Source organism: Collinsella sp. OM07-12 (genome assembly GCF_003438275.1).
Classification (GTDB): Bacteria; Actinomycetota; Coriobacteriia; order Coriobacteriales; family Coriobacteriaceae; genus Collinsella.
Map to the genome: position 1 here is coordinate 1 of NZ_QSTQ01000024.1, position 22,194 is coordinate 22,194.

20 protein-coding genes are annotated in these 22,194 nt (G+C 59.6%); all 20 read right to left on the reverse strand.

Annotation, left to right across the window (positions count from 1 at the left end; all coding sequences use genetic code 11):
- Positions 1-128 precede the first annotated feature (128 nt).
- The 20 genes from DXB98_RS08615 to DXB98_RS08710 all read right to left on the reverse strand — a co-directional run bounded on the left by DXB98_RS08615 (position 129) and on the right by DXB98_RS08710 (position 22,185).
- On the reverse strand, positions 129-1,157 hold the full coding sequence (locus DXB98_RS08615; RefSeq protein ID WP_022094888.1) for an ABC transporter ATP-binding protein: 1,029 nt from the start codon (positions 1,155-1,157) through the stop codon (positions 129-131).
- Complete coding sequence (locus DXB98_RS08620) at positions 1,157-2,248, reverse strand: ABC transporter ATP-binding protein (protein ID WP_117564867.1); 1,092 nt, start codon at positions 2,246-2,248, stop codon at positions 1,157-1,159. The genes DXB98_RS08615 and DXB98_RS08620 overlap by 1 nt, the downstream gene beginning before the upstream one ends.
- A gap of 2 nt (positions 2,249-2,250) precedes the next feature.
- Positions 2,251-3,186: an ABC transporter permease gene (locus DXB98_RS08625; RefSeq protein WP_117735337.1), complete on the reverse strand. Its 936-nt coding sequence runs from the start codon at positions 3,184-3,186 to the stop codon at positions 2,251-2,253.
- 14 nt (positions 3,187-3,200) lie between these two features.
- Positions 3,201-4,238 (reverse strand): ABC transporter permease, encoded by a 1,038-nt coding sequence (locus DXB98_RS08630; RefSeq protein WP_117743837.1) that lies wholly within the window; start codon positions 4,236-4,238, stop codon positions 3,201-3,203.
- Between the two features lie 155 nt (positions 4,239-4,393).
- A complete protein-coding gene (locus tag DXB98_RS08635; protein WP_117735339.1) occupies positions 4,394-6,070 on the reverse strand; it encodes an ABC transporter substrate-binding protein in 1,677 nt (558 codons plus the stop codon).
- A 290-nt stretch (positions 6,071-6,360) separates the two neighbouring features.
- Complete coding sequence (gene secG, locus DXB98_RS08640) at positions 6,361-6,615, reverse strand: preprotein translocase subunit SecG (protein WP_117735340.1); 255 nt, start codon at positions 6,613-6,615, stop codon at positions 6,361-6,363.
- A gap of 155 nt (positions 6,616-6,770) precedes the next feature.
- Positions 6,771-8,324 (reverse strand): 2,3-bisphosphoglycerate-independent phosphoglycerate mutase, encoded by a 1,554-nt coding sequence (gene gpmI, locus DXB98_RS08645; RefSeq protein ID WP_117743838.1) that lies wholly within the window; start codon positions 8,322-8,324, stop codon positions 6,771-6,773.
- Positions 8,325-8,329: 5 nt separating this feature from the next.
- Positions 8,330-9,097, reverse strand: coding sequence for a triose-phosphate isomerase (tpiA, locus tag DXB98_RS08650; protein WP_022094882.1), 768 nt, complete (start codon positions 9,095-9,097; stop codon positions 8,330-8,332).
- Entirely contained in the window at positions 9,090-10,280 is a 1,191-nt protein-coding gene (pgk, locus tag DXB98_RS08655) for a phosphoglycerate kinase (RefSeq protein WP_117735343.1), read from the reverse strand. The genes tpiA and pgk overlap by 8 nt, the downstream gene beginning before the upstream one ends.
- Before the next feature lie 140 nt (positions 10,281-10,420).
- On the reverse strand, positions 10,421-11,446 hold the full coding sequence (gap, locus tag DXB98_RS08660) for a type I glyceraldehyde-3-phosphate dehydrogenase (protein WP_117735344.1): 1,026 nt from the start codon (positions 11,444-11,446) through the stop codon (positions 10,421-10,423).
- A 193-nt stretch (positions 11,447-11,639) separates the two neighbouring features.
- Positions 11,640-12,569 carry a DNA-binding protein WhiA gene (whiA, locus tag DXB98_RS08665; protein WP_117735345.1) on the reverse strand — a complete coding sequence of 310 codons (930 nt, stop codon included), beginning with the start codon at positions 12,567-12,569 and terminating at the stop codon, positions 11,640-11,642.
- 6 nt (positions 12,570-12,575) lie between these two features.
- A complete protein-coding gene (gene rapZ, locus DXB98_RS08670; RefSeq protein ID WP_022094878.1) occupies positions 12,576-13,496 on the reverse strand; it encodes an RNase adapter RapZ in 921 nt (306 codons plus the stop codon).
- Positions 13,497-13,597: 101 nt separating this feature from the next.
- Positions 13,598-14,284 carry an N-acetylmannosamine-6-phosphate 2-epimerase gene (locus DXB98_RS08675; protein ID WP_022094877.1) on the reverse strand — a complete coding sequence of 229 codons (687 nt, stop codon included), beginning with the start codon at positions 14,282-14,284 and terminating at the stop codon, positions 13,598-13,600.
- 70 nt (positions 14,285-14,354) lie between these two features.
- Positions 14,355-15,320: an ROK family protein gene (locus DXB98_RS08680; protein WP_117735347.1), complete on the reverse strand. Its 966-nt coding sequence runs from the start codon at positions 15,318-15,320 to the stop codon at positions 14,355-14,357.
- A gap of 170 nt (positions 15,321-15,490) precedes the next feature.
- Entirely contained in the window at positions 15,491-16,411 is a 921-nt protein-coding gene (locus DXB98_RS08685) for a dihydrodipicolinate synthase family protein (protein WP_117735348.1), read from the reverse strand.
- Positions 16,412-16,479: 68 nt separating this feature from the next.
- Complete coding sequence (locus DXB98_RS08690) at positions 16,480-17,331, reverse strand: acetylxylan esterase (RefSeq protein ID WP_117743839.1); 852 nt, start codon at positions 17,329-17,331, stop codon at positions 16,480-16,482.
- Positions 17,324-18,301, reverse strand: a complete 978-nt coding sequence (locus tag DXB98_RS08695) for an acetylxylan esterase (protein WP_117743840.1) — start codon at positions 18,299-18,301, stop codon at positions 17,324-17,326. Before DXB98_RS08695 ends, DXB98_RS08690 begins: the two co-directional genes overlap by 8 nt.
- An 80-nt stretch (positions 18,302-18,381) precedes the next feature.
- Entirely contained in the window at positions 18,382-19,209 is an 828-nt protein-coding gene (locus DXB98_RS08700; RefSeq protein ID WP_006236159.1) for an ABC transporter ATP-binding protein, read from the reverse strand.
- Positions 19,210-21,225 carry a dipeptide/oligopeptide/nickel ABC transporter permease/ATP-binding protein gene (locus DXB98_RS08705; RefSeq protein ID WP_117735351.1) on the reverse strand — a complete coding sequence of 672 codons (2,016 nt, stop codon included), beginning with the start codon at positions 21,223-21,225 and terminating at the stop codon, positions 19,210-19,212. It abuts the gene before it with no gap.
- A gap of 3 nt (positions 21,226-21,228) precedes the next feature.
- Positions 21,229-22,185: an ABC transporter permease gene (locus DXB98_RS08710; protein WP_022094871.1), complete on the reverse strand. Its 957-nt coding sequence runs from the start codon at positions 22,183-22,185 to the stop codon at positions 21,229-21,231.
- Positions 22,186-22,194 lie beyond the last annotated feature (9 nt).

Consider the following 22,194-nt stretch of genomic DNA (forward strand, 5'->3'; position numbering starts at 1 on the left):
TGTTACTTTTCAGAACACTCCGCAGGACGGAGGAAGCCCCGCAGCGCGTAGCGCGCAGCGGGGCTTCCGACATGTCCGAGGACGTTCTGAAAAGTAACACCAGGGCGGGCCCGAACAATAACAACCGACTACAGGTCGATGTGCGATTCCTTGATCGGGAACGGCTCGGCGAAGTGGCACGCGCAGCAGTGACCCGGGGCAACTTCCTTAAACTCAGGAAGCTTCTCGGAGCAGATGCCCTGCGCGATCGGGCAGCGCGTGTGGAAACGGCATCCGGTCGGCGGATCCAGCGGCGACGGCGGATCGCCAGCGAGAATGATGCGCTTGCGGGTCTTCTGGATATCCGGATCGGGCACCGGCACAGCAGACAGCAGCGACTGCGTGTACGGGTGGTGCGGCTCACTGTAGAGCGTCTTCCAGTCCGAAACCTCGACCATCTTGCCCAGATACATAACGGCAACGCGATCAGAAATGTGCTGCACGACAGAGAGGTCGTGAGCAATGAAGAGATAAGCCGTACCGAACTTGTCCTGGAGCTCCTTAAGAAGGTTCAGAACCTGGGCCTGAATGGATACGTCAAGTGCAGAGACGGGCTCGTCGCAGATGATCAGCTTGGGCTTCAGAGCGAACGCGCGGGCGATGCCGACACGCTGGCGCTGGCCGCCCGAGAACTCGTGCGGATAGCGGTTGATGTGCTCGGGGTTCAGACCGACGACGTCCAGCAGCTCGCGGACGCGCTCGATACGCTCTTCCTTGGTACCCACGCCATGAATGGTCATGGGCTCAGAAACAATCTCGCCGATGGTCATGCGAGGGTTGAGCGAAGCATAGGGGTCCTGGAAGATGAACTGCATCTCGCGACGCATATCCTTGATCTCGTGCTTGCTCATCTCGGCAACGTCTTTGCCCTGGAAGAACACTTTGCCTGCCGTCGGCTTGGTCAGGCGCATGATGGTGCGGCCCGTGGTGGACTTACCGCAGCCAGACTCGCCGACCAGGCCAAAGGTCTCGCCCGGATAAATCTCGAACGAAATGTCATTCACAGCAGAGACGACACGCTTGGAGAAGCGCTTGGCGAACATGCCGGACTCAGCGGGGAACTCCTTAGAGAGGTGCTCGACCTTAAGCAGCGGAGTACGCTCGTTGGTATCTGCCATTACGCCTCGCCTCCCTTCTTGGAATCCTTGCGGGTACGGGACGTCTCAGGAGCGTTCTTGAGGAACTCGGGGTCACCGGAGTAGTGGCACGCAGAGTAATGACCAGACTCGGTAACAACGCGCTCGGGGCGCTGCTTGCGGCACTTGTCCGTCGCATAGGGGCAACGAGGCGAGAACACGCAACCCTCGGGCAGGTTCATGAGCGAGGGCGGGTTGCCGTGGATCGGCGTAAGCGGCTTCTTCTCATCGATAGCCTGCTCCGGGATGGAGCGGATAAGACCCCAGGTGTAGGGATGGCGGCTCTCGTAGAAGATTTCCTCAGCAGTACCGAACTCGACGGGACGACCGGCGTACATAACCATGATCTTATCGGCCATATCGGCGACAACACCCAGGTCATGGGTAATCATGATAATGGCGTTGCCGTTCTTCTCCTGCATCTCCTGCATGAGCTCGATAATCTGAGCCTGAATGGTAACGTCCAGAGCAGTCGTGGGCTCGTCGGCAATCAGAATATCGGGATCGCAGGCAAGAGCCATAGCGATCATGACACGCTGACGCATGCCGCCGGAGAACTGGTGCGGATACTCGTTGACGCGCTTCTCGGGCTCGGGGATACCAACGAGGTCCAAAAGCTCGGTGGCGCGCTTGAGCGCCTCCTGCTTGGAGTAGCCACGGTGCAGACGAAGGCCCTCGCCCACCTGCTTACCGATCTTATAGACCGGGTTAAGGGAGGTCATAGGATCCTGGAAGATCATCGCGATATCGTTACCGCGAATGTGTTGCATCTCTTCCTCGGTCATCTCGAGGATGGAACGACCGCGATAGCGAACGTCACCGCCCTCAATCTTTCCCGGAGGCATCGAGATAAGGCCCATGATGGTCATGGCGGTCACGGACTTACCAGAGCCGGACTCACCGACGACACCCAGGGTCTCACCGCGATCGAGCGTGTAGGACACACCATCGACGGCGCGAACGACGCCATCCTCGGTGTGGAAATACATCTTAAGGTCATCGACCTCGAGCAGATGCTGGCCCTCGGGAACCGGCTGGTCCTTCAGGTCCACATAGTTCTTGTTCTTCTTCATCCTTATGCGTCCTTCATCTTGACGTCGAGGGCGTCGCGCAGACCGTCACCAAGTAGAGTGAAGGCGAGCACCGTCGAGAGAATTGCCAGACCGGGCATGATCATCATCCAGGGAGCAGTCAGAAGATACTGCTGACCGTCCTGAATCATGGAGCCCCACGAAGGCGTAGGCGGGATAACGCCCATGCCAAGGAAGGACAGAGCGGACTCGGTCAGAATAGCGCCACCAATGTTCATGGTCGCGTAGACCACGATAGAAGCAACGGAGTTCGGGAAGATATGGCGCATAACGATACGGGCATCGGATGCACCCATAGCGCGAGCGGCGTCAACATAGTCGTTCTCTTTGACCGTCAGGATCGCGGATCGGAAGACGCGCGCAATCGAAGGCCAGCCGAGAATACCGATGGCGATAAAGACGTTCTGAAGACCACGGCCGATAACGGCGATCATGGCGACAACGAATAGGACGTACGGGAACGCCAGGAAGATGTCCGCGCAGCGCATGATGATCGTATCCCAGATGCCACCATAGAAACCGGCGAGGGCGCCCATGACCAGACCGATCACCGTGGAGATGGCGGTGGCCATAATACCGACGGAAAGCGAAACGCGTGCACCGTAGATAACACGGACGAGAATGTCACGACCAAGGGAGTCGGTGCCAAACGGGTGCTCGGCACACGGAGCCAACAGCGAAGTCTCGGCCATGGTAGTCGAGTCGGAGGCCGTCGGCGAACCGAGCCAGGGCTTAGCCCACAAATCGGCGGTCAGGGCAACCACAACAACGATGATAATCCAGCAGACACCGATAACGGCGAGCTTGTTCTTACGAAGACGCTTGAAAGCGTCGCCCCACAGGGTGCGGGACTTGGCGGGAGCAGATGCGGCCTTGGTGGCGGTAGCCTGCCCCTGAGACTGAGAATCAGTTTCCTGCATGAGACGTACCTCCCTTAAGCCTTATCCGACGGACCGCCAAGGCGGATGCGCGGGTCGAGGAATGCATAGCTAATGTCGACGAGCAGGTTGATCACCATAACGACGACAACGATGAGCGTAACGCCGCCCATAACGATGGGCCAGTCGCGCATGCTGATGGCGCGGTAGACCTCATAGCCAATACCGGGCCAGTTAAAGACCGTCTCGGTCAGGATGGCGCCCGAAAGCATGGCGCCGAAGTCGACACCAATATAGGTAACGACGGGGATGAGTGCATTCTTAAGCGCATGCTTGATGATGATCTCACGATTGGAGAGACCCTTGGCCTTTGCTGTGCGGATGTAATCCTGGTTCATGACGTCGAGCAGCTGCGAGCGCATGATGCGGGCAGCATAGGCGGTCGAAACCGAAGCCAGCGTAATGGTCGGAAGCACATAGTGCATCCAATCCTGATACTGAGAGCTGGAACCACCAGCACCCGAGATCGGCATGGAGAAAGCGCCGCCGGTGGCATCCTTGAGGATGACACCAAAGAACAGCTGCAACAACATACCGAGCCAGAAGGCAGGAACGGCAACGAGGATCGACGTGGTCAGCGTTACCAAAATATCCCAGAAGGAGTAACGCTTTACTGCCGAAATGATACCCGCACCGATACCCATGATTGCCTCGAGCACGATGGCGCACGCGGCAAGTTTGACCGTATACGGATACTTCTGGGCAAAGATTTCCGTAACCGGCAGCTTGCGCTGATACGAATTGCCCAGATCGCCATGAAGCAGGCCGTTCATGTAATACAAGTAACGGTCCACGAGCGACGTTTGAACGGGGTCGCCGTTCTCGTCAAGAATCGCGTTGCCATCCTCGTCCGACTGGACCAGGTGATAGCGAACGCGAAGCTGAAGCTCCACCTCGGGGGACAGAGCCTTGTCTCCACCGATCAGCTTGATCGGATCTCCCGGCACGATATTCTGGAGGGCGAACAGAATCAGCGTGACGCCCAAAAACACCGGGATGAACTGAAGCACACGTTTAACGATGTACTTACCCATACCACTCCCCTATCTAGGGATTAACCTAAATGGGATGCCGATCGCCAGACCGGCATCCCAAAATTACCATCAGCCAGTTTACCCCAGGTTAGGGGGAACTGTATGTTTCCCATGAGGTCTACGTAAATACTTGACCCTCACGGAAGCTGCAACTCTTAGGCGAGCTCAGCGGTACCCAGATCGGCGTGCTTCTGCGGATCAACATAGAGGTGCTTGATGCGATCGGAGCCGGCGATGGTGTGCGTGTAGAACATCACCGGGATGACCGGGCAGTCGGCAGCGACCATAGCGTCGGCCTCCTGCATCTTGGCGATACGCTCATCGTCGTCAACCGTGGTACGAGCCTCGTCAACCTTAGCGTCGAACTCGGGGTTGCTGTAACCGGAACGGTTGTCGCCGCCGAGGGAGTCGGAGTGGAACAGCGGGTACAGGAAGTTGTCCATAATCGGGTAGTCGGCGATCCAGCCCAGACGACCAAACTGATAGTTGAAGTTCTGATACTGCTCGAGCAGGGCAGACCACTCAGGGGTATCGGAAGTAGCGGTAACGCCCACCTTGGCGAGGTCACCGATGATGGACTCCATGATCTCCTTGTGTCCACCGTCCTGGTTGTAGGACAGGGTCACGTTGATGCCGCGGTCGCCGTTGGCGCCGGCAGGAGCAACCTTGTCGAGGTACTCGTTGGCCTTATCAACGTTGTACTCGCAGAACTCCCATGCGCCCTCCTTGTAGCCGGCGATTCCCGGAGGAACGATGCCGTCAGCGGGGGTACGGGTGCCCTTGAAGATGGTCTTGCAGATGGCCTCACGGTTGATGGCCAGGGAGATGCCCCTACGCAGGTCAGCGTTATTGAACGGCTCGGCCGTGTTGTTGCAGGTCAGGTAGTACGTGGAAGGCTCGGCGCCGAGCAGCATGCGCTCGCCGTCACCCATGGTGTAGCCGTCCTTGGACACGCCGCGATCCTTCTTGGCGGCGTCGATCTGAGCAACGGGAACGTCGCAGACATCGAGGTTACCGGCCTGGAACTCCTTGTAAGCGGTCTCCATGTCCTTGATGACCTGGAAGTGGATGCCATCGATCTTGGCCTTGTCGCCATAGTAATCGTCGAACTTCTTGAGGTTGATCTCCTGACCATCCTCCCACTTGCCGTCCATCATGAACGGGCCGTTACCGATCGGGGCGAGGTAGAAGCTCTTGACATCGGACTCGGCGCACTCGGGAACCGGGGCCAGAGCCGGGTGAGATGCGACGAAGGGGAAGTCGGCGTAAGCGGAAGACAGCTTGACGACGAGGGTCTCATCGTCGGGGCAAGTAACACCGCTGAGCTCGGTAGCGTTACCGGCAAGCAGATCGTCATAGCCCTCGACCATGGAAAGGTGATAGGAGACCTCGGAAGGACCATACTCGGTAGCGATGGCCGACTTGGTGTTGACCAGACGCTCCCAACCGAGCTTGAAGGACTTGGAGGTAACGTCGTCACCGTTGTGGAACTTGGCCTTCTTGATCTTGAAGGTGAACTCGGTGGCGTCATCGTTGGCCTCGAAGGACTCGCAAGCCAGCGGGACAATCTCGCCCTTCTCGTTGTCGTAGGTGGTCAGAGCATCGAACAGCTGGTAGTTGACCTGAGTGCCCTGATCCTCCTGGACGTTGTAGGGGTCGATGCAAACCGGGTTGTTAATGTAGAAGTTCAGCGTCGAACCGGACTCAGAACCGGAAGCGTCGCCGCCCTTCTTGCCGCATGCGGCAAGAAAAGCCATGGAGCTCGCAGCGAGGGTGCCGCCAACAAAGGCGCGACGACCCATAACGGGCTGGTGGAACATAGAATCAGCCATGCCATCCTCCTTATGAGATAGGACAAAGTGAATTCGATTGGGCAACGTCGAGACAACCCGATCGAACCATTCAAACGCGGTCCGCCGTTATGGCTGGTTATGCAATGCGGGCCAACGTTTGCAATACAGTAGCGCATTTTATGCACAATTTGGCGCTGATTCCGGTTAACGGTCGAGAATTTCTTTAGTTAGGCGAAGTATGTGGGGATATTTTGACCCTGTTACAAACATGTAAACAAAAAGGGTCCCGCACTTGCGGAACCCTTTTCAAGCGTATATGCAACTCGAGCTTAGTAGCCCACGATGCCCTGGGGGAAGAAGAACATGCACAGCACGACGCACACGGCAAACACGACAGCCATGATAACGGTCAGGCGGTCCAGGTTCTGCTCCATAACGCCCGTGGCAGAGGTGGAATTATACAGAGAGCTGGCGATCATATCCGAAACACCGGTGCCCTTACCGGAGTGCATCAGAACGAGAATCGTCAGCGCCACGGCAGACACAGCCCAAACGACAAACAGAAGAATCTGGAACGGACCCATAGATAAGCTCCTTAATAGAACAATTCAAACTCCAGTACTGTACCACAACCTCGAGCACTCCCCCATCTGCCATTTGGGGACGGGGTAGAAATAGCGCAAAAGAGGGTTGCCCGGACGTGGACAACCCCCTTACAAGAAAACGTTAGTTGTTTTCTTTAGGCCTCGGTGGCGAGCACGCGACCCGTCATCTCGGCGGAAGGCTCGAGACCAGCAATGGTGAGCATGGTCGGAGCGATATCGGAGAGACGACCGTCCTCGATACCGGTAAGCTTGGCCTTCTCATCAACGATGATGAACGGCACACGGTTGGTGGTGTGAGCCGTAAACGGATGCTTGGAACCGTCGGTAGCGACGTCAAACATGTGGTCGGCGTTGCCATGGTCGGCGGTGATCAGCGCAAAGCCGCCCTTGGCGAGAATCGCCGGGACAACCTTGGAGAGAGCCTCGTCAACGGCCTCGACAGCCTTGACGGCAGCATCGAACACGCCGGTGTGACCAACCATGTCGCAGTTCGCGAAGTTCACGATGTAGAAGTCAGCGCGATCCTCGTTAATAGCGGAGACGAGCTTCTCGGTAACCTCGGGAGCGCTCATCTCGGGCTGCAGATCGTAGGTAGCAACCTTGGGGGAAGCGACGAGCACGCGCTCCTCGCCCTCCTTGGGCTCCTCGATGCCACCGTTGAGGAAGAACGTCACGTGGGCGTACTTCTCGGTCTCGGCGGTGTGCAGCTGCTTCAAGCCATTGGCTGCGATGACGTCGGCCAGGACGTTCTCGGGGAACGTCTTGGGGAAGGCGACCTCAACGTCAAACGTCGGATCGTACTCGGTCATCGTCACAAAGTGCGAAAGCTTGATCTGCTCACGCTCAAAGCCGTCGAACTCCTTGTCCGTGAAAACGCGGGTCATCTGACGGGCGCGGTCGGGACGGAAGTTGAAGAAGATGGCCGCGTCGCCCTCGTGGATGCCCTCGTTGTGGGCAGCGAAGGGCTCGACGAACTCGTCGCCGCGCGGGTCCTTCTCGTAGTAGGCCTTGATACCGGCAACGGGGTCGGTATCGGCATCGGACGCGTTGACCATGACGTCGTAGGCGCGCTGGATGCGCTCCCAACGATTATCGCGGTCCATGGCCCAATAACGGCCCGAGACGGTGGCAACGCGAGCGTCGCAACCGGTCTCCTCGGAGATCTTAGCCAGGAAGGCGCAGAACTCGCTCATGTAGCCGGCACCGGACTGCGGATCGACGTCGCGGCCATCCATAAAGGCGTGAACGCGAACGGTCTTGATCCCATGCTGGGCAGCCATCTTGACCAGAGCCTCGACGTGGTTCATGTGGGAGTGAACGCCGCCAGGGCTCATAAGGCCCATAAGGTGAAGGGTCTTACCCTCGGCCTTGACATCGTCCATAGCCTTGACGAAAACCTCGTTCTTGGCGATGGAGCCATCCTTGATGGCGTTGTTGATGCGCGAAAGTTCCTGGAAGACGATGCGGCCGGCACCGATGTTGAGGTGGCCCACCTCGGAGTTGCCCATCTGGCCGTCGGGAAGGCCCACGTCCTCGCCCGAAGCGCCGAGCGTGGTGTGAGGATACTTCTCGTACAGGCTATCAAGGAAGGGCGTCTTGGCAGCGGCGACGGCGTTCTCGCCATCGGCCGGAGCCAGGCCGCAGCCATCCATGATGATCAGGAGTGCAGGAAGGTGACGCTGTGCCATATGTCCTACTCGCCTGCCTTGACGACCATAGAGGCGAAGTCGGCAGCCTTGAGCGAAGCGCCGCCCACGAGGGCGCCGTCAACGTCGGGCTTGGCGACGAGCTCGGCGATGTTGCCGGGCTTGGCAGAGCCACCATAGAGAACGCGGATGCCGTTAGCGAGCTCCTCGCCGAACATCTCCTTGAGGGTCTCACGGATAGCGCCGCAGACCTCCTGAGCGTCCTCAGCGGTAGCGGTCTTGCCGGTGCCGATGGCCCAGATGGGCTCGTAAGCGACGACGACCTGCTTGGGGCAGGTGATCTCAAGACCAGCAAGGCCAGCCTTGACCTGGTTCACGACGTGCTCGACATAGGTGCCAGCCTCGCGGACCTCGAGGGACTCGCCGCAGCAGAAGACGGGAACAAGACCGGCGGCAACGAGAGCCTTGGCCTTCTTGTTCTGGTCCTCGTCGGTCTCGTGGAAATAGTCGCGACGCTCGGAGTGACCGATGATGCAGTAGGTGCAGCCAGCGGACTTGAGCATGTCGCAAGAGGACTCACCGGTGAAGGCACCCTTGGCCTCCCAGTACACGTTCTGTGCACCGAGGGCGATGGGGGCAGCCTGAATGCGGTCATGAACCGTGGTGATGTCGATGGTCGGAGGGCACACGAGCACCTCGACGCCAGCCGGAACCTCGGGCAGAGCCTGAGCTAGCTCGTCGGCGAGCTTGGCGGCCTCGGCGACGTCGTTGTTCATCTTCCAGTTACCAGCGATAAGAAGGGTGCGATTAGGCATCGAGAAGCGCCTCCACTCCGGGCAGGGCCTTACCCTCGACGAGCTCCATGGAAGCGCCACCACCGGTGGAGATCCAGCTCATCTTGTCGGCCAGGTTGAACTTGTTGACAGCTGCGACAGAGTCGCCGCCGCCGATGATCGAGGTGCAGTCGGCCTCGGCGACAGCCTCGGCGATAGCCTGGGTGCCGTGAGCGAAGTTGTCGAACTCGAAGACGCCCATGGGGCCATTCCAGAACACGGTCTTGGCGCCCTTGACGGCCTCGGCGTAAAGCTCCTCGGTCTTGGGGCCGATGTCCATGCCCTCGCGGTCATCGGGGATAGCGTCGGAAGCGACAACCTCGGGGACAGCGTCCTCGCCAAAGTGATCGGCAACGCGGTTATCGATGGGGAGCAGGATCTTGACGCCCTTCTCCTCGGCCTTCTTGAGCATCTCGCCGGCGCGCTCGACCCAGTCCTCTTCCTTGAGGGACTGACCGACGGTCAGGCCCTGAGCCAGGAAGAAGGTGTAGGCCATGCCGCCACCGATGATCAGGGTATCAGCGGAGTCGATGAGGTGATCGAGAACGCCAATCTTGGAGGAAACCTTGGAACCGCCGACGATAGCGACGAAGGGGCGCTCGGGCTCGGCGAAGATGCCGGTCAGCGTGTCGACCTCCTTCTCGAGCAGGAAGCCAGCGACTGCGGGCAGGTAAGCGGCGGGGCCCACAACGGAACCCTGGGCGCGGTGAGCGGTACCGAAGGCATCGAGGACGAAGACGTCGCCATAGGAAGCGAGGATCTTGGCGATCTCGGGATCGTTCTTCTTCTCACGCTTGTCAAAACGGACGTTCTCGAGAACGAGGACCTTGCCCGGCTCGACGGCGGCGACGGCCTCGGCGGCCTTCTCGCCGTAGGTGTCGGCGACGAAGGCAACGTCGAGACCAGAGAGCTCAGCGAGCTTCTTGGCGACGGGCTCGAGGGACAGCTCGGGCTGGAAGCCGGTGCCCTCGGGACGGCCGAGGTGGCTCATGAGGATGACGCGAGCATTGTGCTCAACGAGATAGTTGATGGTGGGCAGGGCAGCCTTGATGCGGGTGGTGTCGCCAACGACGCCATCCTTGATAGGCACGTTGAAGTCAACGCGGACGAGAACGCGCTTGCCGTCGACATCGATGTCGCGGACGGTCTTCTTGGTAAAGGCCATGTTTGCTTCTACCTTTCGTACGTGTCTGCCTTCCATTACGGCAGACGATTTCCTATAAAAAGGGCGCGACCTTAGGGTGTAAGCCCTATAAGGCCGCGCCCTTCTTTAGACGCTCAACGAGCTATTCGCTAAAAGCTAAATTAAGCAACGAACTTCTCGAAGTACTTGATGGTGCGGACCATCTGAGAGGTGTAAGAGTTCTCGTTGTCGTACCAAGAGGTGACCTGAACGAGGGTCTGGCCGTTGCCGAGGTCAGAGCACATGGTCTGAGTGGCGTCGAAGATGGAGCCGTGGGTCTCGCCGATGATGTCGGTGGAGACGATGTCGTCCTCGTTGTAACCGAAGGTCTCAGAGATGGTGGCAGCGTAGGCCTTCATAGCAGCGTTGACCTCGTCGACAGTGACCTTCTTGTCAACGACAGCGTAGAGGTTGGTGATGGAGCCGGTCGGCGTCGGGACACGCTGGGCGGCACCGATGAGCTTACCGTTGAGCTCGGGGAGAACCAGGCCGATAGCCTTGGCAGCACCGGTGGAGTTGGGGACGATGTTGACGGCGCAGGCGCGGCTACGACGCTTGTTGCCCTTGCGCTGCGGGCCGTCGAGCGGCATCTGGTCGCCAGTCCAGGCGTGAATGGTGGTCATGATGCCGGACACGATGGGAGCGAAGTCGTTCAGACCCTTGGCCATCGGGGCGAGGCAGTTGGTGGTGCAGGAAGCAGCAGAGATGATGTTGTCCTCAGCGGTCAGCGTCTCGTGGTTGACGTTGTACACGATGGTGGGCAGATCGCTGCCAGCCGGAGCGGAGATGACGACCTTCTTGGCGCCAGCGTTGATGTGGGCCTGAGCCTTAGCCTTGCTGGTGTAGAAGCCGGTGCACTCGAGAACGACGTCGACGTCGAGGTCGCCCCAAGGCAGGTTGTTGGCGTCGGCCTCCTTGTAGATCTTGATCTCCTTGCCGTCAACGGTGATGGAATCCTCGCCAGCAACGACCTCGTGATCGCGAGCGTAGTTGCCCTGCGTGGAGTCGTACTTCAGCAGGTAAGCGAGCATGTCGGGAGAGGTGAGGTCGTTGATAGCGACGATCTCGGAGCCCTCATGACCGAACATCTGACGGAAGGCCAGACGACCGATGCGACCGAAGCCGTTAATAGCAACCTTTACTGCCATTGTGTCTCCTTTCGTAAGGCCCCCGCAAGCTACAGCGCCTGCCGTTGAGGCCCACAAACTAACCACTCGCCTAATATACCTTTTTTTGGACTTGAATTTCACGAGAATGGTCGAAATTGAAAATCAAATTTACGTTAAAACGTTTTAAAGAATAAAATAGCAGCTAAATCCGTATATAAGTCGATACTTTAAACTACCTGTTTGCTTCAATGAGCTTTTCAAGCCTCAAAACTCGATGGTAGAGGGCCGACTTCGACAAGGGAGGGTCAGCCATCTCCCCCAAATCACGCAGCGACAGATCGGGGTAGCGCTCGCGCAGGTCGCAAAAGACCGCCAATGCATCCGGAAGCTCATCGCGAAGCCCACGCTGCTCGAGCTCATCGATCAACGCAAGCTGATGTTGGGCAGCACCGGCGCTTCTGGTCTGGTTGGCGAGCTCGGCATTCACGCGACGGTTCACATCGTTCTTAACCAACTTGACCGCGCGCGCTTCCTCAATCTCGGCAACGCTGCGCTTGGCACCAATCAGCTTTAAAAGATGCTCGATCTCCTCGGCGCTCTTAATGTAGACAGCAAAGGAGCCGCGCCGCGCGTTAACGCGCGCATGGACCCCGATCTGCTCCAATAGATCGCAGAGTCCCCGGGCATACTGCTCGCCCTGCACCGCGATCTCCAAATGAAAGTCGCCGCGGGGATCGGCCACGAAACCGCCAGCGATGAGCGCGCCGCGGATGTAGGCAAGCCTGCAGCAGGGACGGGCAACGATGTGCCGGGGAACACCGGCGACGAGCCCTCCCCTGCGGTCGAGAATGCCCAGCAGCACCAGAGCCTTGTCCAGGTCGGGTTGATCGGGCAGGGTAATGAGATAGTTACGGACCTTATGCAAGACCGATTTACGAACGGTGAATTCCGTTTTGAGCTTAAGGATGCGATGCGTCAGTGTGATCATCGTGCGCGCGACGGCGCCCGTCTCGGTCGCGACCGTCAAACGATACCGCCCGGAGCCGGCCAGCGAAAGTGTACCGCTCACGCGCGTCAGGGCGGCAAGCGTCGACAAATCGCAGTATTCACATTCAGGTTCGCAGCGCGCGAGCTCGTCACGCACCTCCGCGGTAAACGACATGCAGGCCTATGCTTTCGTGTTCGCGCGCGACAGGTCGCGATGGGAAATGCTCACGTGATACTGGGCGCCTTCCAAATAACGTGCCGTGGCCTCGGCGATGGCAACGCTGCGGTGTTGGCCGCCCGTGCAACCGATGGCAATAGAAAGTTGCGGCTTGCCCTCCGCGATATAGCCGGGCATGACCGTATCGAGCAGCTGCGTCCAGGCCTTCCAGAACTCCTGGGTCTTAGGATGGTCCAGAACAAAGTCGGAGACTTTCTTATCGAGACCGGTCATGGTGCGCATCTCGGGATCGTAGAACGGATTGGGCAGGAAGCGAACGTCGATCATGATGTCTGCCTCGACGGGCATACCGTGCTTAAAGCCAAACGAGAACACGTGAACGTCCATGAGCTGCTGGTCGGACAACTCGGAGAACGCCATGCGCAATTTGTTGCGCAGGGCAGAGGTGCGCAGGCGGCTCGTGTCGATGATCATATCGGCTCGATCGCGCACACCCTGCAGCTGCAGGCGCTCGCGCTGAATCGCGTCGGCCGTAGTCTCCCCCGGCTTGGCAATGGGATGGCGGCGGCGGTTTTCGCTATAACGACGGATCAGCACCTCGTCAGAAGCCTCCAGGAACACGATGTCGCAGCTCATCTCGCGCTCTTCGAGCGCAGCGACCGCATCGAGTAACTCGTCAAACAGTCCCTGGCTACGCAAATCGCAGGTGACGGCAAGATGCCTGCCCACGCCCGTATTGATGCCGACGAGTTCGGCAAGCTGGGCGATCAGACGCGGAGGCAAGTTGTCGATGCAAAAGTAACCCATGTCCTCGAACACATGCATGGCCTGCGTTCGGCCCGATCCGGACATTCCGGTGATGATGACGATATCGGGGATGCGCTCCGAGCGCTCCGCCGCATCCATGGCATCTCCCTTTTGCATGTGCTGCCTCCTAAAAACAAGCGCGGGACCCAGCAACCCGGATCCCGCGCGGTCAATTGCCTTTAATGAGTATACCGCCCTGAGCGGATACGAGGTCCGTCTTACGCCTCAAGCGCAGCCTTGAACCAACTCGTAATACTCGTGGGGTGCGTGATGGCGGTGCCGACGACAACGGCCCAGGCGCCAGCATCGATCGCGGCGCGAGCCTCCTCGGGCGTATGCACGCGACCCTCGCAAATGATGGGAAGGCCGGGGAATTCCTCGGTCGCCTGACGCAGGAGCGGCAGATCGGGGCCATCGGCCATGGTGCAGTCGATGGCGGCGACACCATGAGAGAGCGTGGTGGATACCAGGTCGAAGCCCATATCAACCGCACGGCGAATGTCCTCGATGGTGGCACAGTCCGCCATCAGGAGCACACCCTCCTCGTGCAGCGGGCGGAAGGTATCCTCGACTGTCTTGCCATCGGGGCGCGGACGATCGGTGGCGTCGATCGCCACGATATCGGCACCGGCAGCGACGCAGGCGCGGGCGTGACGCAGCGTCGGCGTGATGTAGACGCCCTCATGCCCATCCTTCCACAGGCCGATGACGGGAACCTCACAGCGACCCTTAATGGCGGCAATGTCGGCAAGGCCCTGGCAGCGAATAGCGGCGGCTCCGCCGAGCTCGCAAGCGCGAGACATTTGCGCCATGGTCTCGGGCGTACGAAGCGGCTCGCCCATATACGCCTGAACGCTCACGACGAGCTTGCCCTTCAGGGATTGAATCAAAGGATCGACGGTCATAAGGCTGCAACCTTTCTCAGAACAGCCTCCCGAGGCGTGTTGTCTCGGGAGGCTCCTACAGCAGATACGTTTACTTCAACGAGGCGAGAAGATGCTCAGCGGCACCGATGAGCGGAGCATCGCCCTCCAGAGAACCGATGAGGATCGGCGTGTCCTGAAGCGGATCGAGCGCCTGGCTGGCATAGCCCTCGTGCACCGAATCCTTCCATGTCTGCGAACGCCAATCGGGACCTTGGTGAATCACGCCGCCCGAAAGCACGATGACCTCAGGGTCCAGGATGTTAGCGAGCGAGCCCAAGCTGGCACCCAGCGCAAAGCCGGCGTCATGGATGACCTCGGTCGCCTTTGCGTCGCCCGCACGGCACAGGTCGTTTACGTCGCGTCCGACAGAAGGACGGCTGGGGTCAACGCGACCAAAGCGCTCGTCATACATTCGACCAATGGAAGTGCCCGAAGCAACCGACTCCAGATGGCCAGAACGCCCGCAGGCGCAGGGAATGCCGGCGGCAGCCGAGCACTCGATGTGGCCCATATGGCCAGCAGCACCATGGAAGCCCTGCATCACGCGGCCGTTCTCGACATATGCGCCGCCGATGCCCGTACCGATGCCAAGACACAAGACGGAGAACTTGCCCTTGCCGACGCCCCAGTGGGCCTCGCCCAGAGCATGAGCCTGCACGTCGCCTACAACGGCAACGGGAAGACCGAGGTCCTCGCGCAGACGTGGCCCCAACTGAACGCCGGACCAGCCGGGCATGATCTCATTGGCATACGCGATGGCGCCCGTCTTGGGATCGACGACGCCGGCGGCACCGATACCGACGCCAAGGACCTCGACATCGGGATTCGCCTCGAGAGCAGCCTTGATGGACGCCTCGATACGCTGGAAGACGGCCTCGCCGCCCTCTTGGGCCTCGGTGGGAACCTCAGCTTCAAAGACCGGATGGGGCACGCCGCCATCAGTCGGATACTCCATAATGGCAGTCGCAATCTTGGTGCCGCCGATATCGACGGAGCAAACGTACTTGTTCTCCATGTCGCTCTCCTTAGGAGATTAAAACAACTACAGGAAATGAGGGCAGAATTATCGCCACAGGTTGATAAAGGTTTCCCAGCTGCCCGAGGTTGGGGCGAAAGTGGTCGGGCGTTGACCTAATGGGTCACGCCCGACCACTTGAGCCCCAAGATCGGGTGCCTGGAGAAGCTTTACAGCAGACCGTTGTCCTGGAGAACCTTCCTGATCGCCTCGACGTTCTCGCCGGTCATGGCCTTCACCGGGCGCGGCATGGTCGGGCTGTCGAAGATACCCATGAGGTTCATAGCGGTCTTGAAGGCGCCGACGCCACCGGCATAGCCCTGGACGCCCGAGGTGACATCCCAGATGTGCGAAATCTCATTGAGGCGATCCTGCTCGGCCTTGACGGTAGCCCAGTCACCAGCCTGAGCGGCCTTCCACTGACGCACGTAGCCCTCGGGCTCAACGTTGGCGAGACCCGGGACGGAACCGTCGGCGCCACCAAGGTAAGCGCCGTCGACAACGACCTCGTGACCGGTGAGGATGCTCATCGGATGGCCGTTCTTCTCGTTCTCCTGAACGAGGTAGCGGAACGAGATGTCATCACCCGAGGAATCCTTAACGCCAGCAAGGACGCCCTCGGCGCCGAGCTTGGCAAGGAGCTTCCAGGGGAGCTTGGTGTGAACGCAGACGGGAATGTCATAGGCAAAGATGGGCAGGTCGAGCTCCTCGTGCAGGATGCGGAAGTGCTCCTCGACCTCGGTCATGCCCTGCAGGGCATAGAACGGGCAGGTGGCGACGAGGGCATCGGCGCCCAGTTCCTGAGCGACCTTACCGTGCTCGATCATGCGCTCGGTCTCGGTATCGATGATGCCGACCAGGACAGGCACACGGTGGTCGACGATACGGACGGCCTCGGCGATGATCTGGCGACGACGCTCGTCGGTGGAGAATACGACCTCGCCCGAAGAGCCCAAGAAGAACAGACCGTCGACGCCGGCGTCGATCATGCGGTTGATGCTGCGCTCAAAGGAGGCAACGTCGAGCTGATGGTCTTCGGTATCGGGAACAACGACGGGGGGAATAACGCCGGTGAATTGCTGAGTTGCCACAAGAATCTCCTTAGTTGTCTAGCGGGCGGCCCTATGCCACCCACTCTTGTTGGCAGTGTCCAGGCCGCCTAGGCCAAAGAACACGGGTAGAACGTTTGGTTAAAGAAGTCGACGACTTCGTTTTCGAACGCATTGATGCGCTCATGAGCGTATTTGGCATAGATGATATGCCTCCGGTCACACTCAAGACCGTTGAATACGGCAAACTGGCCCTTGGGAGCACTCACGGCATCCATGAGCGATGTGCCCATGAGTACCGATCCGCGCACCCGAGACGACAGTGCCTCGAGGCCGCCGGGAAGCGGATTGGCAACTGCCGCGCAGGCAAGGCCCCGCTCGTCCAGAGCACAAACCGCCAGCGCGACTCCTCCGCCAAGACCCTCGCCCCATGCAAACATGCGGTCGGGATCCACGCTGTCAAGATTGCGTGCGACCTTCGACAACGCGCAGCCCCAACGGATGCGTTTGACAAAAGCAGGCGAGGTGATCCCCTGCTGCAGATCGCTGCACCCAATCACATCATCGTCCAGCGCAAGCACGGCATATCCCATGGCGGCAAACCTCGTCATGTGATGCCATCCACGCACGGGCCGGTCAATGTCATGGAACATCAGGCACAGCGGCACAAGCTCGGATGTCCGGGCGCGACCAGCGGGCTCAATCAGGCGGCCGTGTACGACATCCCCGCCGACCTCAAAGGAGACCTCGGAGTAGCGCGCGCACGGATTGGCAAAATCAATCGCCGTAACGGTCAACCCGCAAACCTCAGGATTCGATACGGCTGTACACAAATCGGAAATATCCACCGAAGTATCGCCGCGCCAATCCCGGAAATCGGAGAGCTTTGACGAAACCGTCCCGGGAATCCCCGTAAGCTCGGGGACAATCAGCTCATCGACATTGCTTTCGCACTTAGACATGAGCCTCCCCTCCCTTGCAGAAAAACGGAATGATCAGATCGTCAAAGTCCTGAATCTCCTCGTGGCCAAAGCCCTCAAAGAACTCATGGCGTTTCTCGCAGGTCAGGTTGTTGTAGACCGCAAACTGCGTTGCCGGCGGGCAAACGATATCGGCAGTTCCCGTGCCAAACAGCACAGGGCATTTGACCATGGGAGCGAAGTTCTTGGAGTCGAAGTACGCAAGCTTTGCATAGGCTTCATCAATACGAATCGAGTCCTCATCAAACCAGCGCGACCAATAGCGAAGGCCCTCGTAGGCAATATCATCGGCATCCAAATCCCAGACCAGGCGGAAATCCGACAGGAAGGGATAGAGGATGGCGGCGCGATTGATAAGCTCGCTGTTAAGCGCGCAGGTCGCAATACCCAAGCCGCCGCCCTGCGATGCGCCATTCACAAATACGCGGGCAAAATCGATGCCCTCGAGCTCGCGAACGATACGGCATAGGATGCGGATGTCCTGATGCAAGCGGACATAGTAGAGGTTGGCCGGGTCGCCGTCGATACCGGCGACGATATGGCCCGCGACCGTTGTGCCCTCAAATCCACCAATGTCCTCGGAGGGACCTCCTTGGCCAGGACAATCGAGAGCGATCAGCGCCATGCCCATACCAGCAAACGACGCCTGTTCAAACCAGCTGCGGCTTGCACCCGGATACCCATGGAACTGAAGCACCAATGGCACGGGCTCGTCCGAGACGGGCTTAAGGTACTTGGCATGCAGGCGGGCGCCGCACATACCGGTAAACCAGAGGTCGAAAAGCTGGCAAGTCACAGCTTCGGCGACCGATGCCGCCTCAATCGCATAGTCAAGCCCAACGGCGTCGGCCTCGGCCATGCGATCTTTCCAAAAGAAATCGAAATCTGATGGACGGGGCATGGCGCCTCGATATTCACCAAATTGCTGCCGTAGCTCCTGAGCACTTGGCATGGCTCGTGAACCCAACCTTTCGAAATCGCAACGGAGGTGCGCCCGGCAAGGGAACCGGGCGCACGGGAGGGAAAGCGAACTTACTCGCCGAGCTTGGGGTGCAGCAGCGACGGCGCAGCGCCGAGCAGCATCTTGGTGTAGGGGTCCTGGGGGTGCTGGAAGACCTGCTTGGCCTCGCCCTGCTCGACGATCTTGCCACCATTCATGACGATGATGTCGTCGGAAATATAGCGGACCGTCTGGATGTCATGGCTAATGAACACCATGGCCAGGCCGAGCTCCTTCTTAAGGTCGGTCAGCAGGTTGAGAATCTGCGCGCGGACCGAAACGTCCAGAGCCGAGGTGGGCTCGTCGGCGATGATAGCGTCGGGGTTCAGCGACAGGGCACGGGCAATTGCCACGCGCTGGCGCTGACCACCCGAAAGCTGGCCGGGAAGAACCTCGGCGGCGGAGCTGGGCAGACCGGTGAGCTCCAGGAGCTCCTTGACGCGCTTCTCCTGCTCTGCCTCGGTGCCCAGGTTGTGGACGCGCATGGGGTCGAGCAACTGCTCGCGAACGACCATGCGGGGGTTGAGCGCCGTGGCCGGGTTTTGGAACACGACCGAGATGACGCGACCCATGTGGCGACGGTCCTCGGCGGTACGCTTGGTAACGTCCTTGCCCTTAAAGTAGACCTTGCCGCTCGTGGGGGCCTGCAGGCCGCACATGACGTTGGCGGTGGTGGACTTGCCGCAACCGGACTCGCCGACGATGCCGATGGTCTGTCCGGGCATGAGCTTAATCGTTACACCCTGGACGGCGTGAACCAGGTTGGGGTGCAGAATCGAGCCGGTACGGGTCCTAAAGGTGACGTGAACATCATCAAGGAAGATGATCGGCTCGACGCCGTTGACTGCGGTCTCGCTCATCTACATCACCTCCGCGTGAGGGGTCAAACCATTTGCCTTGAGCACCTCGTCGGGGAGCTCGGAATAGAAGTGCTCGGTGCCAGGCACGCGCTTGAAGACCGGACGGGTGTCCAGGCCAATGCGCGGATGGCTCGAGCGGGGCGCGAAGCGATCGCCCTTGGGGAAATCGCGCGGGCTCGGAACGGCGCCGGGCACCTGGTGCAGGCGGCCCGAACCGCTCTCGATGGACAGAACGGAGCCCAGAAGACCGCGGGTGTACTCGTGAATCGGGTTGGTGAGCAGCTCCTTGGTGGGCGCCTGCTCGATAACCTGACCGGCGTACATAACCGTGATGTTATGGGCAACCTCGGCGACCAGAGCCAAGTCATGCGAGACGAAGATCATGGCAAAGCCGAGCTTGGCCTGAAGATCGTTGAGCAGCTTGATGACCTGCTTCTGGACGGTAACGTCCAGAGCGGTCGTGGGCTCGTCGCAGATAACCAGCTTGGGGTCGCGGGTAAGGGCCATAGCGATCAGGACGCGCTGACGCTGGCCGCCGGAAAGCTCGTGCGGATAGCTCTCGAGCGTACGCTTGGGATCGAGTCCAACGAGCTCCAGGAGCTCCTCGGCGCTGCGGGTGCCGCCGCGCTTGGTGAGCTGCTTCATCTGAGCGGAGATGAGCATCGAGGGGTTGAGCGAGGACAGAGCGTCCTGATAAACCATGGCGATATCGGTACCGCGCAGGCCGAACCACTCCTTCTTGCTCATCTTGAGCAGGTCACGGCCTTCCCAGAGGACCTCGCCGGAAAGGTGCTCGTCCTCATCGGTCAGGCCCATGATGGCCAGCGTGGTGATGGACTTACCGCAACCGGACTCGCCCACCAGACCCATGGTCTGACCGGGGCGAACATCAAAGTTGACATGGTCGACGACGTTGATATCACCGTGGTGCTCAAACTGGATGCAGAAATCGCGGACCGAAAGGATCGGCTCGACAGACTCATCGGGCACGTGGCGGTCGTTACGCTTGAGCTCGACATCGCGCAGGGCGCCAAGGCGAGCGGAGAGGGACTGAGCCTGCTCCTTGTAGGCACGAACAGGGTCGGAGACCAGCAGGTCGGCCTCGCGGCGCTTGGAAGAATCGGTCGGATCCAGGGCAGCGGAGGGAGCGGCGGCCATAGCGTCGGTAATGCCCTCGGACAGGATGTTGAGCGCCAGGCAGGTGATCATAATGGCCAGGCCCGGGAACAGCGCCTGCCACCAACGGCCGGCGAGCACGCCACCGCGGGCGTCGGCAAGAATGTTGCCCCACGTAGCGGTGGGCTCCTGGATGCCAGCGCCGATGAAGGTCAGCGAAGCCTCGAAGATGATGGCGTCTGCGACCAGGGTGACGGTAAAGACCATGATCGGGGCGATGCAGTTGCGCAGAACATGCTTGATCAGAATCCACGGAGCCTTGGCGCCGGACACGATGACCGCGCGGACATAGTCCTCGCCGTACTCGGACACGATGTTGGCGCGCACGATACGGGCGATCTGCGGGGTGTACATAAAGCCGATCGCAAAGATGATCGACGGCACGGAATTGCCCAAGATGGAAACGAAGACGGCTGCGAGGGCGATACCCGGGATAGACATGATGATGTCCAGGATACGCATGATCGCCTCAGAGACAGACTTGCGCGAAACCGCCGCAAGAGCGCCGACAACAGAGCCGCAGACCAAAGCCATGGCGGTAGCACCAAAGCCGATGATCAGCGAGTAACGGCCGCCGTAGAGCATACGCGAAAGGATGTCGCGGCCCTTGTCGTCGGTACCGAAGATAAAGCCGCCACCAGGCGCCTGGCGCGCGGTGAAAATATCGACCGGGCTATAGGGGGCAAGCAGGGGTGCCAGGATCGCAGTCAGGGCGACCAGCACCAGCACGACGGCGGCAATCTTAGAAGATAGCGCCATCTTCTTCCAGCCACCGAGCTTGAGCCCCTTGGAAGCAGCCTTCTCGAGCTGCTCGGTTTGCTTCTCTCGAATCTTTACCATAATCTACACCGTCCTGATGCGCGGGTTGATGAGCAGGTAGAGCATGTCAACCACGATGTTGATGATGATGAAGGCAAGAGCAACGACGATGACGACGCCCTGAACCAAGTTCGCCTCGTTGCCCTGAACGCCCTGCAGAATCGCGGTACCCATGCCCGGGAGGTTGAAGATAACCTCAATGACGACGGCACCGCCCATGAGGTAGCCGATCTTAAGGCCGAGGGTGGTGACCGGGGTAATCAGCGCATTGCGAAGAACGTTGATACCGACGACGACCTTTTCGGGAACGCCGGCACCGCGAGCCATACGGACATAGTCCTTATCGAGCTCCTCGACCATGGCGGTACGCACGATACGAGTCATCTGGCCCGTCAGCGGAAATGCCAAGGCGATGGCGGGCATGATCATGCGTCCCAGATAACCAGCCGGATTCGTGGTGAAGTGAGGCAGGGCGCCCGATGCCGGGAGCACCTTAAGGTAGGAAGAGAACAGCAAAATCAACAGAACGGCAAGCCAGAACGACGGGGTTGCCAAGCCGGCAATGGAAAAGACGCGGATCACTTGGTCCGGCCATTTATCGCGATACAGCGCCGCGATGACGCCGAGCAAAAACGAAACGACCGCGCCGATGGCAAGACCGATAAAGGTCAGCTGCATCGTGACGGGCAGGGCCGTGGAGATGCGCTTGGCAACAGAGTTACGAGCAGCGCCGTAGGTGCCCATGTCGCCGTGGATCAAGTCGCCCATATAGCGCACATAACGCACGGGCCAGGGGTCGTCCAGACCATACTTCTCATGGTACTCGGCAACCGCCTCGGGCGAGGCACCGTCACCCAACGCCGTGTAGGCGGGGTCGGTCTTGGAGAACGACATAAGGAAGAACACCAGGACGGTGACGCCCAATGCCATGATCGGCAGCGCGACAAGACGCCTTCCAATCAAACGTAGAAAGTTGTTCACGTTCTCTCC

Excerpts from the sequence above, each read along its gene's own strand:
- pgk (WP_117735343.1), bottom strand. The coding sequence starts at position 10,280 with ATGGCCTTTACCAAGAAGACCGTCCGCGACATCGATGTCGACGGCAAG.
- tpiA (WP_022094882.1), bottom strand. The coding sequence starts at position 9,097 with ATGCCTAATCGCACCCTTCTTATCGCTGGTAACTGGAAGATGAACAAC.
- DXB98_RS08675 (WP_022094877.1), bottom strand. The coding sequence starts at position 14,284 with ATGACCGTCGATCCTTTGATTCAATCCCTGAAGGGCAAGCTCGTCGTG.
- gpmI (WP_117743838.1), bottom strand. The coding sequence starts at position 8,324 with ATGGCACAGCGTCACCTTCCTGCACTCCTGATCATCATGGATGGCTGC.
- DXB98_RS08620 (WP_117564867.1), bottom strand. The coding sequence starts at position 2,248 with ATGAAGAAGAACAAGAACTATGTGGACCTGAAGGACCAGCCGGTTCCC.
- gap (WP_117735344.1), bottom strand. The coding sequence starts at position 11,446 with ATGGCAGTAAAGGTTGCTATTAACGGCTTCGGTCGCATCGGTCGTCTG.
- DXB98_RS08630 (WP_117743837.1), bottom strand. The coding sequence starts at position 4,238 with ATGGGTAAGTACATCGTTAAACGTGTGCTTCAGTTCATCCCGGTGTTT.
- DXB98_RS08615 (WP_022094888.1), bottom strand. The coding sequence starts at position 1,157 with ATGGCAGATACCAACGAGCGTACTCCGCTGCTTAAGGTCGAGCACCTC.
- rapZ (WP_022094878.1), bottom strand. The coding sequence starts at position 13,496 with ATGCAAAAGGGAGATGCCATGGATGCGGCGGAGCGCTCGGAGCGCATC.
- DXB98_RS08690 (WP_117743839.1), bottom strand. The coding sequence starts at position 17,331 with ATGTCTAAGTGCGAAAGCAATGTCGATGAGCTGATTGTCCCCGAGCTT.
- DXB98_RS08680 (WP_117735347.1), bottom strand. The coding sequence starts at position 15,320 with ATGGAGAACAAGTACGTTTGCTCCGTCGATATCGGCGGCACCAAGATT.
- DXB98_RS08700 (WP_006236159.1), bottom strand. The coding sequence starts at position 19,209 with ATGAGCGAGACCGCAGTCAACGGCGTCGAGCCGATCATCTTCCTTGAT.
- DXB98_RS08635 (WP_117735339.1), bottom strand. The coding sequence starts at position 6,070 with ATGGCTGATTCTATGTTCCACCAGCCCGTTATGGGTCGTCGCGCCTTT.
- secG (WP_117735340.1), bottom strand. The coding sequence starts at position 6,615 with ATGGGTCCGTTCCAGATTCTTCTGTTTGTCGTTTGGGCTGTGTCTGCC.
- whiA (WP_117735345.1), bottom strand. The coding sequence starts at position 12,569 with ATGTCGTTTACCGCGGAGGTGCGTGACGAGCTCGCGCGCTGCGAACCT.
- DXB98_RS08625 (WP_117735337.1), bottom strand. The coding sequence starts at position 3,186 with ATGCAGGAAACTGATTCTCAGTCTCAGGGGCAGGCTACCGCCACCAAG.
- DXB98_RS08705 (WP_117735351.1), bottom strand. The coding sequence starts at position 21,225 with ATGGTAAAGATTCGAGAGAAGCAAACCGAGCAGCTCGAGAAGGCTGCT.
- DXB98_RS08695 (WP_117743840.1), bottom strand. The coding sequence starts at position 18,301 with ATGCCAAGTGCTCAGGAGCTACGGCAGCAATTTGGTGAATATCGAGGC.